Origin of the sequence: Variovorax sp. SRS16 (assembly GCF_901827165.1) — a bacterium.
Lineage (GTDB): Bacteria > Pseudomonadota > Gammaproteobacteria > Burkholderiales > Burkholderiaceae_C > Variovorax.
In genome coordinates this window covers 1,985,635-2,001,094 of sequence record NZ_LR594666.1, presented here as the reverse complement: position 1 = coordinate 2,001,094, position 15,460 = coordinate 1,985,635, and the positions used below count along the sequence as shown (strand labels likewise).

At 67.5% G+C, this 15,460-nt stretch carries 12 protein-coding genes; 2 read left to right on the top strand and 10 right to left on the bottom strand.

All coding sequences use genetic code 11. The annotated features are described in order from the left end of the window. Positions 1–75 precede the first annotated feature (75 nt). The 4 genes from ndk to E5P2_RS09695 form a co-directional block, all read right to left on the bottom strand. Entirely contained in the window at positions 76–501 is a 426-nt protein-coding gene (gene ndk / locus E5P2_RS09710; RefSeq protein WP_162566887.1) for a nucleoside-diphosphate kinase, read from the bottom strand. A gap of 146 nt (positions 502–647) precedes the next feature. Then, complete coding sequence (locus E5P2_RS09705; RefSeq protein WP_162566886.1) at positions 648–2,321, bottom strand: pseudouridine synthase; 1,674 nt, start codon at positions 2,319–2,321, stop codon at positions 648–650. Then, positions 2,318–3,034 (bottom strand): SMC-Scp complex subunit ScpB, encoded by a 717-nt coding sequence (gene scpB, locus E5P2_RS09700; protein ID WP_162592228.1) that lies wholly within the window; start codon positions 3,032–3,034, stop codon positions 2,318–2,320. The genes E5P2_RS09705 and scpB overlap by 4 nt, the downstream gene beginning before the upstream one ends. 127 nt (positions 3,035–3,161) lie before the next feature. After that, entirely contained in the window at positions 3,162–4,187 is a 1,026-nt protein-coding gene (locus E5P2_RS09695) for an RluA family pseudouridine synthase (protein ID WP_232080638.1), read from the bottom strand. A gap of 14 nt (positions 4,188–4,201) precedes the next feature. Between E5P2_RS09695 and E5P2_RS09690 the strand changes: the two genes are divergently transcribed. Then, positions 4,202–5,011, top strand: a complete 810-nt coding sequence (locus E5P2_RS09690) for an outer membrane protein assembly factor BamD (RefSeq protein ID WP_162566884.1) — start codon at positions 4,202–4,204, stop codon at positions 5,009–5,011. A 3-nt stretch (positions 5,012–5,014) separates the two neighbouring features. Here the strand turns inward: E5P2_RS09690 and E5P2_RS09685 are convergent, their stop codons facing one another. Continuing rightward, positions 5,015–6,919, bottom strand: coding sequence for an ATP-dependent DNA helicase (locus E5P2_RS09685; protein ID WP_232080898.1), 1,905 nt, complete (start codon positions 6,917–6,919; stop codon positions 5,015–5,017). 245 nt (positions 6,920–7,164) lie between these two features. Between E5P2_RS09685 and E5P2_RS09680 the strand changes: the two genes are divergently transcribed. Continuing rightward, a complete protein-coding gene (locus E5P2_RS09680; protein WP_162570421.1) occupies positions 7,165–7,935 on the top strand; it encodes a PP2C family protein-serine/threonine phosphatase in 771 nt (256 codons plus the stop codon). 19 nt (positions 7,936–7,954) lie between these two features. On the opposite strand, the gene E5P2_RS09675 is transcribed toward E5P2_RS09680, so the two are convergent. The 5 genes from E5P2_RS09675 to E5P2_RS09655 all read right to left on the bottom strand — a co-directional run bounded on the left by E5P2_RS09675 (position 7,955) and on the right by E5P2_RS09655 (position 15,342). Further along, a complete protein-coding gene (locus tag E5P2_RS09675) occupies positions 7,955–8,599 on the bottom strand; it encodes a hypothetical protein (RefSeq protein WP_162566882.1) in 645 nt (214 codons plus the stop codon). Further along, positions 8,596–9,696, bottom strand: coding sequence for a cell division protein ZapE (zapE, locus tag E5P2_RS09670; protein WP_162566881.1), 1,101 nt, complete (start codon positions 9,694–9,696; stop codon positions 8,596–8,598). The genes E5P2_RS09675 and zapE overlap by 4 nt, the downstream gene beginning before the upstream one ends. A gap of 1 nt (position 9,697) precedes the next feature. After that, a complete protein-coding gene (lpdA, locus tag E5P2_RS09665) occupies positions 9,698–11,128 on the bottom strand; it encodes a dihydrolipoyl dehydrogenase (protein WP_162566880.1) in 1,431 nt (476 codons plus the stop codon). Between the two features lie 10 nt (positions 11,129–11,138). After that, the gene (odhB, locus tag E5P2_RS09660) at positions 11,139–12,410 is read right to left on the bottom strand and encodes a 2-oxoglutarate dehydrogenase complex dihydrolipoyllysine-residue succinyltransferase (protein WP_162566879.1); all 1,272 of its coding nucleotides are present in this window, start codon (positions 12,408–12,410) and stop codon (positions 11,139–11,141) included. A 61-nt stretch (positions 12,411–12,471) separates the two neighbouring features. Then, a complete protein-coding gene (locus E5P2_RS09655; protein ID WP_162566878.1) occupies positions 12,472–15,342 on the bottom strand; it encodes a 2-oxoglutarate dehydrogenase E1 component in 2,871 nt (956 codons plus the stop codon). Between the last annotated feature and the right edge of the window lie 118 nt (positions 15,343–15,460).

Sequence of the window (15,460 nt, the reverse complement as noted above, 5' to 3'; positions counted from 1 at the left end):
CGGGCCGCAGGTATTGCCCCCTGCAAGGGGGTTGGAGAAGCGACACGAAGTGCGCGCAGCCTGGGGGTGTGCCATTTATCGTGCGTAGACGTTGAGGCCGGCGAAGAAGAAGGCGACTTCGTTCTGCGCGGTTTCCGGGGCGTCAGAGCCATGCACCGCGTTTGCATCGATGCTGTCGGCGAAGTCGGCGCGGATGGTGCCGGCGGCGGCCTTCTTGGGATCGGTGGCGCCCATCAGGTCGCGGTTCTTGGTGATGGCGTCTTCGCCTTCGAGCACCTGCACGAAGACCGGGCCGGAGATCATGAACTCGACCAGGTCCTTGAAGAAGGGACGCGCCTTGTGGACCGCATAGAACTGCTCGGCTTCATTGCGCGACAGATGCACCAGCTTGGCGGCCACGACCTTGAGGCCGGCCGCTTCGAAGCGGGAGACGATCTTGCCGATGACGTTCTTCGCCACGGCGTCGGGCTTGATGATGGAGAGGGTACGTTCGATGGCCATTGAAGTGATTTCCTGAGAACTTGGATCTGGATGTGGCTGCGTCACGCCGCGCCGCTCGCGCCTGCCTGACAAAGCCTCTGATTTTAACCGGCGCGGTCAGCACGGCCCGTGACGAGCCGACGAAAAACCGCGGCGCCGGCCCGTTTTCAGCGGCCGCGGCGACGTCCGCCGCTCGGCCCGCCGAAATTGCCGCCGCCGCCCCCGCCGCGACGCGGGCCCTGCCGCTGCTCCTTGCGCTGGCGCGAGAAGCTGTCGGCGCCAATGTACCCGAGCGAGGTCTTCATCGGATCGGGCTGGTTGGCGCCGCTCGGCGGACGGTCTTCGCCCTGGCGATTGCCGCCCTGCCGGTCGTTGCGGTTGTTGCGGCGGCCCTGGGGCGGGCCGCCGGCGTTGCCGCCGCTGCGGCCGCGATCGCCGCGCACGCCCTGGCCGCCGCCCAGCGGATTCGGAATCGGCGGCTCGCGCATGTCGTCGCGCGGACCGCCACCGCCACCTCCGCCGCCATTGCGATTGCCGCGCCGCTTGCGATTGCGGTTGTTCCGGCCACCGCCGTCCTGGCCAGGCCCCTGCCCCTTCGGGCCCATGCCGGAGCGCGGTGCACGCTCACCGGAACCCGCGGCCTCGAACAGCGCGCGGATGTCGCGCTCGTCCAGCTCCATCCAGGCGCCGCGTTTGAGGCCGCGCGGCAGCACCATCGCGCCGTAGCGAATGCGGATCAGGCGGCTCACCGCATGGCCGACCGATTCGAGCATGCGCCGCACCTCGCGGTTGCGGCCTTCGGAGATCGTGACGCGGTACCAGCAGTTCGAGCCTTCGCCGCCGCCCTCCTCGATCGAGCCGAACTGTGCCATGCCGTCGTCGAGCCGCACGCCGTCGAGCAGGTGCTGCTTCTCTTCGCTGCTGAGCGCGCCGAGCACCCGCACCGCGTATTCGCGCTCCAGCCCGAAGCGCGGATGCATCAGCTGGTTGGCGAGTTCGCCGGAGCTGGTGAAGAGCAGCAGGCCTTCGGTATTCAGGTCGAGACGGCCGACCGATTGCCATTTGCCCTGCTGCAGGCGCGGCAGCTTGCGAAATACGGTCGGGCGGTTCTGCGGGTCGTCGTGCGTCACGACCTCGCCGACCGGCTTGTGATAAGCGATCACGCGCGCCGGCGGCGGTGCGATGCGAAAGCGGATCGGCTTGCCGTTGATCTTCACCTGGTCGCCGTACTGGATGCGCTGGCCGATGTGCGCCGGCTCGTTGTTGACCGAGATGCGCCCCTGCAGGATGAGCTGCTCCATCTCGAGCCGCGAGCCCAGGCCGGCCTGGGCCAGCACCTTGTGCAGCTTGGGCGAATCGGCCTCCGGCAGCAGCACGCGCTTGATCGCCGGCACGTCCGGGCTTTCCTCGTCGGCGTCGAACTGGCCGGAGATGACATCGGCGAAACGGATCGGCTCGGGCGGCGGTGCGTTGCGCTGCTCCTTTTCGGCGGCCCGGCGGGCGCGGTCGAGGTCATCCTCCTCTTCGTCGGGCTCCTCTTCTTCTTCCTCGTCGTCATCGCGCTGGTCATGGCCGCCCGCATCCTGCGCGACCGCGGGGGCCGCGGCGACAACGGGCTCCTGCGCGGCGGGTGCAGGCGCCTCGTCCGCCGGCGGCTCGTCGGCGATCGCATCCGCCGCGGGCTTGCGCTGGCGCGGCCGGCGTTTGCGAGGTGCCTCGGACGGGTCCTGCGTCAGCGCTTCGGTCGGGCTTTCTGCCGCCTGAGCAGGAACGGCCGCCTCGTCTTCGGGAGCGGGTACGGCGGGCATCGCGCCGGCTTCGTCAGGTTCGGAGGGGCTCATGATGGGTTTCCGGAAGGAACGGCGGTGGGTGTTGCCTCGTCGGGCGCGGGTTCGTCGTCGACAGGGGAGGATGGCTCGAGCTCGGGCTCGGCCTGCGCATCGGTCTCGGCCTCGGCCTGCGTCCCGGGTTCGTCGATCAGCAAGGCCGGCTGGTCGGACCCGGCCGCCTGATCGAGCGCGTCGATCAGCGCGCCCTGTTGCGCCGGCGTTTCGATCACGGGCAGTTGGTCGAGCGACGCCAGGCCGAGGTCGTCGAGGAACTGGCGCGTGGTCGCATAGAGCGCGGGGCGGCCGACCGTCTCGCGGTGGCCGATGACTTCGACCCAGTTGCGGTCCTCGAGCTGCTTGAGGATCAGCGAATTGATGGTGACGCCGCGGATGTCTTCCATGTCGCCGCGGGTGACCGGCTGCCGATAGGCAATGATGGCCAGCGTTTCGAGCGCCGCGCGCGTGTAGCGCGGCGGCTTCTCGGGGTGCAGGCGATCGAGATGATCGCGCAGCTCGGGCCGGCTCTGGAAGCGCCACCCGCTGGCCACGCTCACCAGTTCCAGGCCGCGCTGCGACCAGTCTTCCTGCAGCTCGAGCAACAGCGTCTTGATGGTGTCGCCACCCAGCTCATCGTCGAACAGCACGCGCAATTCGCGCACCGGCAACGGCTGGGTCGAACAGATCAAGGCGGTTTCGAGAATGCGCTTGGCATCCGCCGTATTCATGGTTCGCGTTATCCGGGAAAAGGCGCCTCGAAGGACGCTTGTTCAGAAGGATGGAAGAAGGCGTTGCCGGCACGCGGCGCAATGCAACGCAAGGCCGGCTCGGTGGCCGGCGCGGCCCTCGGGGCCGTCAGGCGCGATTGTAATCCAGGCCCCAGCTGCGCAGCCCTGCTTCGAGATCGGGCGGCGGCGGCGAGCGGAATTCCATCGGCACCCGGCTGACCGGATGCACGAACGCGAGTCTGAACGCGTGCAGCGCCTGGCGCGTGAGGCCGGCTGCCGCGACGCCGCCGTACAGGGCGTCGCCGACCAGAGGATGGCCGATCGATGCCATGTGGACGCGGATCTGATGGGTGCGCCCGGTCTCCAGCGTGCAGCGCACGGCACAGCCTTGTTCGTTGCTGTCCAGCGCCTCGATCAGCGTGCGTGCCGGCTTGCCCGAATGCCGCGCCAGGTCGACCACGGCCATGCGCAACCGGTTGCGCGGATCGCGCCCGAGCGCGGCATCGACATGCCGCGCAGCAGCGCCCTGCCAGCTGCGGTGCGCGAGGGCGAGGTACTGCCGCTTCACCTCGCGCGCGGCGATCAGCGCGACCAGGGCATCCATCGCCGCGCGGCTGCGGGCCACCACCATCAGCCCGCTGGTGTCGCGGTCGAGCCGATGGACGATGCCTGCGCGCGGCAGCAGCATCGCCTTCGGGTCGAGCGCCAGCAGGCCGTTGAGCAGCGTCCCGCTCCAGTGGCCGGGCGCCGGATGCACCACGAGGCCCACCGGTTTGTCGATGATGCGCAGGTGCTCGTCCTCGTACAGCACCTCGATCGGCATCGGCTCGGGCCGGAAGGCCTGGCTTTGCGGCGTCGGGCGCAATTCGATGCGCCCCTCCTCGCCGGCATGCACCGTGGCCGACGGCTTGGTGGCGGGCTGCCCGTGCAGTTCCACCATGCCGGCATCGATCAGTTGCTGGAGGTAGCTGCGCGAAAACTCGGGCACCAGCGCGGCGAGCGCGCGGTCCAGGCGCTGGCCGTGCTGGGCCTGACCGACGCGGAACGAACGGAGTTCGCTGGCATCCGAAGGATCGGCACCCTCGTCGTGCTCGGCCGTCTCGGGGCTATGGCCCGAAGGGTCGGCCGATATAATTGAGGGCAACTGTTTCACGAAAGCCTTATGTGATGTTTCGCGCCAAATTATCGGTTGTCCCCGGCTGGCTGGCTCTGTGCGCGGCCGCATGGCTGGTGGCCGGCTGCTCGTCGACACCCGTCGACAAGACCGCGAACTGGAGCCCCAATCGCATCTATGCGGAGGCCAAGGACGAATCGGGCTCGGGCGCCTACGACAAGGCCGTGCCGCTCTATGAAAAGCTCGAGGGCCGCGCGGCCGGCACGCCGCTGGCGCAGCAGGCCGAACTCGAAAAGGCCTATGCGCAGTTCAAGTCCGGCGAGAAGCCCGCCGCGATCACCACCATCGACCGCTTCATGAAGCTGCATCCGGCCAGCCCCGCGGTCGACTATGCGCTCTACCTCAAAGGCGTCATCAATTTCAACGACGACCTCGGCCTGTTCTCGTTCCTGACGCGCCAGGACCTCTCGGAACGCGACCAGAAGGCGGCCAAGGAATCCTTCCAGGCCTTCAAGGAACTGGTGACCCGCTTCCCCGATTCGCGCTACGCGCCCGACGCACGCCTGCGCCTGAACTACATCGTCAACTCGCTGGCGCAGTACGAGGTGCATGTGGCGCGCTACTACTACACGCGTGGCGCCTACCTGGCCGCGATCAACCGCGCGCAAGTGGCCCTGGCCGACTACCGCGAAGTGCCGGCGCTCGAGGAAGCGCTCTACATCATGGTCCAGTCGTACGACGCCCTGGGCATGACGGACCTGCGCGACGACGCGAAGCGCGTGCTGACCACCAACTACCCGAAAAGCGAATACCTGACGCGCGGCTTCAAGACGAAGGACGATCCCTGGTGGAAGGTCTGGTAGGGCTCAGTCTTTGAGCGCCTCGAGCGCAGCCTCGAACTCCAGCTGGTTCTCCAGCCTGCGCATCGGCGGCAACGCGGCCAGCAGGCGGCGGCCGTAGCCCATCGCGACCAGCCGGGTGTCGCAGATCACCAGCACGCCGCGATCGCTCTCGCGCCGGATCAGCCGGCCAGCGCCCTGCTTGAGCGCGACCGCCGCTTCCGGCAACGAATAGTCGCCGAAGGCGCTGCGCCCCTGCGACTCGAGGCGCTGCGAGCGCGCCTCGACGAGCGGATCGTTGGGCGGCGGAAAGGGCAGCTTGTCGATCACCACCAGCTGCAGCGCATCGCCGGGTGCATCGAATCCTTCCCAGAACGACGCCGACGCGACCAGCACGCAACCGGCGCGCCCGGCAGCGGCGCCTTCGCGGAAGCGGTCCATCAGCACGCGTTTGGGCAACTCGCCCTGCACCAGCACCTCGGGTCGCACGCCGGCATCCAGCGATTCGAGCTGCTGCTTCATCGCGTCGCCGATCGCGCGCAGCGCACGCAGCGTGGTCGTGAGCACCAGCGTGCGTCCGCCCAAAGCGGCAGCGCCGCGCGCCGCCAGCTGCGCGACCTGCGCGCTGTGCGCGGGATCGCCGGGCTTGGGAAAGACGCGCGGAACGTAGAGCGCCGCCTGGCGTGCGTAGTCGAAGGGGCTCTGGACACGCAGCACCTCGGCATCGTCGAGGCCGCAGGGCTCGGTGAACCATCGCAGCTTCGGATCGTCGCCGAGCGTGGCCGAGGTGAAGACCCAGGCGCGGCCCTCCTCTTGCGGCTCGGCGCTGCCGGTCTTCAGCACGCGCGTGCGCACGGCCTCGGCAATGTCGAGCGGCGACTCCACCAGCCGCAGCTGCGCGCCCACATCCACCCAGCGCACCGACTCCGATGCGCAAGGCTCGGCGAAGCGGCGGGCGCGCTCGGCGAGCTGCTGCGCGCGGTCGTGCAGGCGGACGAAATCGGGCGAGAGTTCGCTGACCGTGTCGAGCCCCTCGGCGGCGCGTGCAAAGGCCTGCTGCAGCATGTCGAGCGCCTCCTGCCACGGGCCGGCCGGCAAGCCCTCCGGCGTGGGACCGGCCCAGCGCAGCTTGGTGCCGGGCCACTGCTTGCCGGCCGCGAGTCGCAGTTCGCGCGCGCCGCGCTCGGTCGCCGCGACGAGCTGCTGCCAGTCGACCAGCCCGCGCGCATGCTGCAGGCCCGCGGCCAGCAGGTCGCGGGCGAAATCGAGCGCCTGCCCGCTGCCCAGCTGCACGCCGAGGAACTGCACGCCGGTTTCGTTGAGCTGGTGCGCCTCGTCGAAGACCACGACGCGCACCGTCGGCAGCAGCTCCGCCATGCCCGACTCGCGCACCGCGAGGTCGGCGAAGAACAGATGGTGGTTGATGACCACCACGTCGGCCGCCATGGCTTCGCGCCGGGCCAGGTTGACGTGACAGGGCTTGAACTGCGGGCATTGGGCGCCGAGGCAGTTGTCGCGCGTGGAGGTCACCAGCGGAATCAGCGGCGAGCGCTCGTCCAGGCCGGGCAGCTCGGCCAGGTCGCCGGTGCGGGTGGCTTTCGACCACTGCTCGATCTTCGCCAGCGTGCGCACCGTGCCGCGCTCCGGCAGCGAAGGATCATGGCGTGCGAGATCGAGCCGATGCAGGCACAGATAGCTCGCGCGTCCCTTGAGCAGGGCCATGCGCACCGGCAGCCCCAGGGCCTCGACCAATCGCGGCAGGTCGCGGCCGAACAGCTGATCCTGCAGCGTTTTGGTGGCGGTCGACAGCAGCACCCGCTCGCCGCTCAGCAACGCGGGCACGAGGTAGGAGAAGGTCTTGCCGACGCCGGTGCCGGCCTCGACCACGAGCACGCCGCCCTGGTCGATGGTGCGCGCCACGGCCAGCGCCATCTGCGTCTGCCCCTCGCGTTCGCGGAATTGTTCCGCAGCATGCGACAAAATTCCATCCTGCGCGAAGGCATCGCGTACCTCCTGCTCGATGGACTGGCGTGACAATGTGTGAGGAGTGGAATCCAACGGGCGCGATGCGAAGCGGTATGACGGCGACGCGGCCGCCGCCGGGGTTCACTCGATAATACGTCCTCGCCGGATCCCAACGACAACATGAAGACTGCGCCATCGGCGCACCCGTGCCCATGACCCAAGGCTTTCGACTGGCTGCCGCCACCGGGCTGCACAAGGGCGACCGCCCCTACCAGCAGGATCAGGTGCTGATCCTGAATCACCCGCGCACGCCGGGTTGCGTGCTCGGCGTCATCGCCGACGGCATGGGCGGGCGCAGCGGCGGGCGCAAGGCCTCCGACCAGGTGCTGATGACGGCGCGCCAGCTGTTCGGCAGCTACAAGGTCGGACGCGACGAGCCCGTGCGCGTGCTGCGGCATCTGCTCGACGATGCCCACACGGTGATCAAGCTCACCGCCCTGTCCAGCGAGCAGGAGCCGCACAGCACGCTCGCCGCGTTCCTCATGAACCCCCGGGGCGACTGCGCGTGGATCCATGCCGGCGACTCGCGCATCTATCACTTCCGGCACGGCCGCCTGATCACGCGCACCAAAGACCATTCCTACGTGCAGGCGCTGGTCGACCGCGGCGAACTCAGCGAGGACGAGGCCCATATCCATCCGCAAGGCAACATCCTGCTCGGTTGCCTCGGCATGACCAACGCACCGCCGCCGGTCGACATCCACCTGATCCCGCGCCTGGAGCCGGACGACCTGCTGATGGCATGCAGCGACGGACTCTGGCACTACTTCACGCCCGAAGAGATGGGCGCGGTGCTGGCCGAGCAAACGCCGCGCGCGGCGGTCGAACTGCTGGTGGCCGAAGCGCGCCGGCGCGCGCGCGGCATGGGTGACAACATTTCGGTCGTCGTGCTGAAGCTGGAGGCCCTGCCTCCCGAAGAATAAGGGCGCGGCCCGAACGCGCTCAGGGCGGCGTCGGCAAGGGTGCGGAGCGGGGTTTGGTATTTCCCGCGTTGTGCCGCTCGACGTCGGCCTTGTGATCCGCGGCACGCCGCAGCTTGTCCTCATAGCGCGCACGTTCGATCGGCACCTGTGCACGGCGGTTCGCCGCCTCGGCCTCGTGCTCGGCATGCTCACGCTGCTTGTTGTCGAACTCCCGTTGCCGTTCGGCTGCCTCGGAGGCCGCCGCCGCCCGGCTCGTTGCGTGGTCGGCCGCGCGCTGCTCGCGGTCCTGCTGCGACTTGATCGACTGCTCGCGCTTGTCCGCCGTATCCTGCGGCCGGGTGCCGTTCTTGTTCTGCTCGAGCCGATCGAGTTCGGCGGCGCCGCGGCGCTTGCGCTCGATGTCGTTGATCTCGGTTTCCTGGCGCTTGATGTTGTCGGTCTCCACACGACGCTGGCGCCGCGCGTCCTCCAGGCAGCCCTCGACCGCGAACTTCTTATAGCAGGCGGCTTCCTCCTTGGAGAACTTCGCCTCGGCCGCCCTGCGCTCCTGCGCCAGCCGATCGCGCTCGGCCCCCAGGTCGGTGTTGCCGACGGTGGCGCTGGTCTGCGCCCACAGCGGCGCGACAGACAGGCCGATCAACAGGGCAAGGACAATGTTCTTCATGTGAGTCGGGTGTCGACGATGCGGCGCTCGAGCGCAAGGAATTCCGCCGACTGCATTTCGTTGAGCCTGGAGACGGTGCGTGGAAATTCGTGGGCCAGCGGACCCTCGGTGTACAAGGCCTCGGGCGGCACTTCGGCAGACATCATGAGCTTCACGCGCCGATCGTAGAACACATCCACCAGCCAGGTGAAACGACGTGCTTCAGAGGCCATCCGCACCGGCATGTGCGGCACGTCCGACAACAGGACGGTGTGGAACTGCGTCGCGATCTCGAGGTAGTCGTTCTGCGAGCGCGGGCCGCCGCACAGGGTCTTGAAGTCGAACCAGACCACGCCGCCCGCCTTGCGCCGCGCGTGGATCTCGCGCGATTCGATGTGCAGCACCGGATTCTCGTCGGCGCTTTCGGCGAGACGCTCGAAGGCCTTGCGCATCTCCTTGTCGGCCGCCGCGCCGTTGGGCGTGAGGTAAAGCCGCATCTCGCCCAGCGCAAGCCCGCGGTAGTCGACGCCGTTGTCGACGCTGATGACTTCGAGGCGCTCGTTCAGCAGCGCGATGGCCGGCAGGATGCGGTCGCGGTGCAAGCCGTCCGGATAGAGATCGTCGGGCTTGAAGTTGGAGGTGGTGACGAAGCCCACGCCGTTGTCGAACAGCGCCACCAGCAGCCGATGCAGGATCATCGCGTCGGTGATGTCGGCGACGTGAAACTCGTCGAAACAGATCAGCTTGTAGCGTTTCGAAATGCGCAACCCGAGCTCGTCGAGCGGGTTGACGGTGCCCTGCAGCTCGGCCAGCTCGCGGTGCACCTCGCGCATGAACTCGTGGAAATGCAGGCGCGTCTTTCGCCTGAGCGGGACCGCGTTGTAGAAGCAGTCCATCAGGAAGCTCTTGCCGCGCCCGACCCCGCCGTACATGTAGACCCCGCGCGGGATCTCCGGCCGGTTGATCAGTTTCTTGAACGCATTCGAGCGCTGGGCCTTGTAGTCGGCCCATTCGTTCGCGCAACGCTCGAGCGCCTCCACGGCGCGCAGCTGTGCGGGGTCGCTCTTGTAGCCCCGCGCAGCAAGCTCCGCCTCGTAGGCTTGCCGGACGCTCGACACCTCAGAAGTTCAGCGTGCGTTTGTCGACGGCAAGGGCCGCTTCCTTGGTCGCCTCCGACAGCGAGGGGTGCGCATGGCAGATGCGTGCGATGTCCTCGGCGCTGGCCTTGAACTCCATCGCGACCACGGCTTCGGAGATCAGCTCGCTGACCATCGGGCCGACCATGTGCACGCCGAGGATCTCGTCGGTCGTGGCATCGGCCACGAACTTGACCATGCCCGTCGTGTCGCCCAGCGCGCGCGCGCGACCGTTGGCCAGGAAGGGAAAGTTCCCCGCCTTGTAGGCACGGCCGCTGGCCTTGAGCTGCTGCTCGGTCTGGCCGACCCATGCGATCTCGGGCGAGGTGTAGATCACCCACGGGATGGTGTTGAAGTTGACGTGCCCATGCTGGCCCGCGATGCGTTCGGCCACGGCCACGCCCTCCTCCTCGGCCTTGTGCGCGAGCATCGGGCCGCGCACCACGTCGCCGATGGCCCACACGTTGGGCAGGTTCGTCCTGCATTCGTCGTCGACCACGATGGCGCCGCGCTCGTCGAGCTTCAGCCCGACCGCGTCGGCCGCGAGGCCGGTGGTGTTGGGCACGCGACCGATGGAGACGATCAGCTTGTCGACCTCCAGCGTCCGGGCGCCGCCCTTGGCGTCGGTGTAGGCGATGCTGACGCCCTTCTTGCCGGACTTGATCTCGCCGACACTGACACCGAGTTCGATCTTCAAGCCCTGCTTGTCGAAGGCCTTCTTCGCTTCGCGCGCGATCTGCTCGTCCACCGCGCCGAGGAAGGTCGGCAAGGCTTCGAGCACCGTGACCTCGGCGCCGAGCCGGCGCCAGACCGAACCCATCTCGAGCCCGATCACGCCGGAACCGATCAGGCCCAGCTTCTTCGGCACGCCGCCGATGCGCAGCGCGCCGTCGTTCGAGAGGATGTTTTCCTCGTCGAAGGCCGCGCCCGGCAAGGGCCGCGCATTCGATCCCGTCGCGACGATGACGTGCTTGCCCGTGATGCTTTCCTCGGCGGCACCGGCGACCTTGACCTCGTAGCCGCCCTCGGCCGCCTTCACGAACGAGCCGCGGCCATGGAAGAAGCTGATCTTGTTCTTCTTGAAGAGATACACGATGCCGTCGTTGTTCTGCTTCACGACGGCATCCTTGCGTGCCAGCATGCGGTCGAGGTCCAGCGTCAGGCCTTCGACCTTGATGCCGTGGTCGGCGAAGCTGTGCCCGGCATGCTCGTAGTGCTCGGACGACTGCAGCAGCGCCTTGGACGGGATGCAGCCGATGTTGGTGCAGGTGCCGCCCAGCGCCGGGCCGCCCTTGCCGTTCTTCCACTCGTCGATGCAGGCGACATTGAAGCCGAGCTGCGCCGCGCGAATCGCCGCGACATAGCCGCCGGGGCCGCCACCGATGACGATGACGTCGAATTGCTTGTTGGACATCCGGTGCTCCTCAGATGTCGAACAAGAGGCGCGATGGATCTTCGAGCGCTTCCTTCATCGCGACCAGCCCCAGCACGGCTTCGCGGCCGTCGATGATGCGGTGGTCGTAGCTCATCGCGAGGTAGTTCATCGGACGCACCACGATCTGGCCGTTCTCGACCACGGCGCGGTCCTTGGTCGCATGCACGCCGAGGATGGCCGACTGCGGCGGGTTGATGATCGGCGTCGAGAGCATCGAACCGAAGGTGCCGCCGTTGGAGATCGAGAAGGTGCCGCCGGTCATCTCTTCGATGCCGAGCTTGCCGTCCTTGGCCTTCTGGCCGTATTCGGCGATCTTCTTCTCGATGTCGGCAAAGCTCATCTGGTCGGCATTGCGCAGGATCGGCACCACCAGGCCGCGCGGCGAACCGACCGCGATGCCGATGTCGAAGTAGCCGTGGTAGACGATGTCGTTGCCGTCCACCGAGGCGTTGATCACCGGGTACTTCTTGAGCGCATGCACCGCGGCCTTGACGAAGAAGCTCATGAAGCCGATCTTGACGCCGTGCTCCTTGGTGAAGGCGTCCTGGAACTTCTTGCGCATCTCCATGACCGGCGCCATGTTCACCTCGTTGAAGGTGGTCAGGATCGCATTGGTCGATTGCGATTGCAGCAGGCGCTCGGCGATGCGGGCGCGCAGGCGGCTCATCGGCACGCGCTCTTCGGGGCGCTCGCCGAGGTCGGGCGCGCGCGTGGGCGCGGCGACCTGCGGCAGCGCGGTCTTCGGTGCGCCGGTCGGAATGACCGCGGCCGGCGCCGGCGCCTTGGCCGGCGTGCCGCCTGCCACCGCACCGAGCACGTCGCCCTTGGTCACGCGGCCATCCTTGCCGGTGCCGGCCACGTCGCGGGTCTGCAGGTTGTTGTCGGCCAGCAGCTTGGCCGCTGCGGGCATCGCCACGTCGGACTTCGACCCGCCGGTCGATGCAGCGGCAGCGGCCTGCGCCGGAGTGGCCGCAGGAGCAGCAGCGGATGCCGCGGCGGGCGCTGCTGCGCCGGCCTTGCCTTCGGTGTCGATTTTCGCGATCACCTGCTCGGCCGCGACCGTCGCGCCGTCGGGCTGAACGATCTCGGCCAGCACGCCGGCATACGGCGCCGGCACTTCGAGCACCACCTTGTCGGTTTCGATCTCGATCAGGATTTCATCGATGGCGACGGCTTCGCCGGCCTTCTTCTTCCAGGTGAGCAGGGTGGCTTCGGCCACCGATTCGGACAGCTGGGGGACTTTGACTTCTACGATAGACATGGGGAGGCAGCTCCGCTTCGCGTTCTTGTGTTGAATGAGAGAGATGAAGAAACCGTGCGACTCACTTGGTCAGCACGAAGCCCTTGAGCTTGCCGAACGCACCGTCGACCAGCGCCTTCTGTTGTTCCTGGTGAAGATGCGAGTAGCCGACGGCCGGCGACGCCGAGGCCGCGCGGCCCGAATAGCCCAGGCGCTGGCCTTCCTGCATGTTCTCGTGGATGTAGTGCTGCACGAAGAACCAGGCACCCTGGTTCTGCGGCTCGTCCTGCGACCAGACCACGTCCACCAGATTGGGGTACTTCTTGAGTTCGGCGGCGAAGGCCTTGTGCGGGAAGGGATAGAGCTGCTCGACGCGCACGATCGCCACGTCATCGCTGCCCCGTTCCTCGCGCTTCTTGGCCAGGTCATAGTAGACCTTGCCCGAGCATGCGACCAGGCGCTTGACCTTGTCGGCCTTCAGGTCCCGGCTGTCGGGGATGACCGTCTGGAAGCCGCCCTTGGTGAACTCGGACAAAGGCGAGGTCGCATCCTTGTTCCGCAGCAGCGACTTGGGCGTCATGATGACCAGCGGCTTGCGCAGGTTGCGCACCATCTGCCGGCGCAGCACGTGGAAGATCTGGCTGGCCGTCGTCGGCTGCACGATCTGCATGTTGGCATCGGCCGCGAGCTGCATGAAGCGCTCCAGGCGTGCGGAACTGTGCTCCGGGCCCTGGCCTTCGTAGCCGTGCGGCAGCATCAGCGTGATGCCGTTGACGCGGCCCCACTTGACCTCCCCCGAAGCAATGAACTGGTCGATGACGACCTGCGCGCCGTTGACGAAATCGCCGAACTGCGCTTCCCAGATCACCAGCGTGTTCGGGTCGTTGGATGCATAGCCGTACTCGAAGGCCAGCACGGCCTCTTCGGACAGGATCGAGTCGATGACGACGAAGGGCGCCTGGTTGTCGGCCACGTTCTGCAAGGGCGTGTAGGTGCCGGTGTCGTACTTCTCGCGGTTCTGGTCGTGCAGCACCGCATGCCGGTGCGTGAAGGTGCCGCGTCCGCTGTCTTCGCCCGACAGGCGCACCGGGTAGCCGCTGGCGACCAGCGAGGCGAAGGCCATGTGCTCGCCCATGCCCCAGTCGACGTTGACGTCGCCGCGGCCCATGGCGGCGCGGTCGTCCAGCACCTTCTTGACCAGCGGATGGACGGTGAAGTTGTCCGGCGCCTTGGTGATGCGTTCGGCCAGCCGCTTCCATTCCGCGGTGGGAATGGCGGTGTCGCCGGAGTCGGTCCACTTCTTGTTGAGGAAGGGACTCCAGTCGACCGCATACTTGCTCTTGAAGTTGGTCAGCACCGGGTCGGAGGTGTTCTTGCCGGCATCGAAGGCGGCACGTTGCGCCTTGACCATGTCGTCGCCGAGCGTGGCGCCGAGGCCCTGGGCCGCGAGCTTGTCGGCGTACAGCTTGCGCGTGCCCGGGTGGGCGGCGATCTTCTTGTACATCAGCGGCTGGGTGAGCGAGGGCGTGTCCTGCTCGTTGTGGCCGAGCTTGCGGAAGCAGATGATGTCGACCACCACGTCCTTCTGGAACTCCATGCGGAAGTCGAGTGCGAGCTGCGTCGCGAGGACCACCGCTTCGGGGTCGTCGCCGTTCACGTGCAGCACCGGCGCCTCGATCATCTTGACGATGTCGGTGCAGTACAGCGTGGAGCGGCTGTCGCGCGGATCGCTGGTGGTGAAGCCGATCTGGTTGTTGATCACGATGTGCACCGTGCCGCCCGTGTGGTAGCCGCGCGTCTCGGCCAGGGCCAGCGTTTCCATCACGACACCCTGGCCCGCGAAGGCCGCGTCGCCGTGCACGATGACCGGCAGCACCTGCTTGCCGAGCGGGTCGGCGCGGCGGTCCATGCGCGCGCGCACGGAGCCTTCGACCACCGGGTTCACGATCTCGAGGTGCGACGGGTTGAAGGCCAGGCTCAGGTGCACCGGGCCGCCGGGCGTGGTGACGTCGGAGCTGAAGCCCTGGTGGTACTTGACGTCGCCGCTGGGCAGCTCCTCGGGCGCCGTGTGGTCGAACTCGGCGAACAGGTCGGCCGGCAGCTTGCCGAGCGAATTGACCAGCACGTTGAGGCGTCCGCGGTGCGCCATGCCGATCACGATTTCCTGCACGCCCTTGGCGCCGGCATCGTTGATGAGTTCGTCCATCGACACGATGAAGCTTTCGCCGCCTTCGAGCGAGAAGCGCTTCTGGCCGACGTACTTGGTATGGAGAAAGCGCTCGAGGCCTTCGGCCGCGGTCAGGCGCTCGAGGATGTGCTTCTTCTCTTCCGTGTTGAGCTGCGGGTTGGTGCGGGCGCTCTCGAGCCTCTGCTGCCACCAGCGCTTCTGCCCCTGGTCGGTCATGTACATGTACTCGGCGCCCATCGTGCCGCAATAGGTTTCGCGCAGCGCATTGAGCAGGTCGCGCAGGGACATCGTGTCCTTGCCGAAGAAGGTGTTGCTGGTGTTGAACACCGTCTCGAGATCGGCATCGGTGAAGCCGTAGAACGAGGGCTCGAGCTCCGGAATCGCAGGACGCTCGGCGCGCTTGAGCGGATCGAGGTCGGCCCAGCGGGCGCCGACGTTGCGGTAGGCGGCGATCAGCTGCTGGACGGCGGTGCGCTGGCGGCCGAGTTCGGAGTCGGCCCCGCTGGCGACCACGACCTTGGTCGTGCCCTGCTTGGCGCGTTCGGCGAAGGCGTTGACGACCGGCAGGTGCGGCACGTCGCGCGCATTGCTGCCGTCGGTGGCGGGCACGTGCTGCAGCGCGTCGAAGTAGGAGCGCCAGTTGTCGGGCACGCTGCCCGGGTTGGAGAGGTAGTTCTCGTACATCTCTTCGACATAGGGCGCATTGCCGCCGAAGAGGTAGGTATTGCCTTGGTAGGCGCTGTAGACGGACGAAGAATCGCTCATATTCCGCTGACCTTCGCTTCCCTGCGGGAAGCACTAGCTGGTTTGAGAAACCTTCCGCGACACGGCTGAACCGATTGGCGGATGCGACTGTGGCTGGGGAAGGGCCTAGGTACCTTCG

Excerpts from the sequence above, each read along its gene's own strand:
- ndk (WP_162566887.1), bottom strand. The coding sequence starts at position 501 with ATGGCCATCGAACGTACCCTCTCCATCATCAAGCCCGACGCCGTGGCG.
- E5P2_RS09705 (WP_162566886.1), bottom strand. The coding sequence starts at position 2,321 with ATGAGCCCCTCCGAACCTGACGAAGCCGGCGCGATGCCCGCCGTACCC.
- scpB (WP_162592228.1), bottom strand. The coding sequence starts at position 3,034 with ATGAATACGGCGGATGCCAAGCGCATTCTCGAAACCGCCTTGATCTGT.
- E5P2_RS09690 (WP_162566884.1), top strand. The coding sequence starts at position 4,202 with ATGTTTCGCGCCAAATTATCGGTTGTCCCCGGCTGGCTGGCTCTGTGC.
- E5P2_RS09685 (WP_232080898.1), bottom strand. The coding sequence starts at position 6,919 with ATGGCGCTGGCCGTGGCGCGCACCATCGACCAGGGCGGCGTGCTCGTG.
- E5P2_RS09680 (WP_162570421.1), top strand. The coding sequence starts at position 7,165 with ATGACCCAAGGCTTTCGACTGGCTGCCGCCACCGGGCTGCACAAGGGC.
- E5P2_RS09675 (WP_162566882.1), bottom strand. The coding sequence starts at position 8,599 with ATGAAGAACATTGTCCTTGCCCTGTTGATCGGCCTGTCTGTCGCGCCG.
- lpdA (WP_162566880.1), bottom strand. The coding sequence starts at position 11,128 with ATGTCCAACAAGCAATTCGACGTCATCGTCATCGGTGGCGGCCCCGGC.
- odhB (WP_162566879.1), bottom strand. The coding sequence starts at position 12,410 with ATGTCTATCGTAGAAGTCAAAGTCCCCCAGCTGTCCGAATCGGTGGCC.
- E5P2_RS09655 (WP_162566878.1), bottom strand. The coding sequence starts at position 15,342 with ATGAGCGATTCTTCGTCCGTCTACAGCGCCTACCAAGGCAATACCTAC.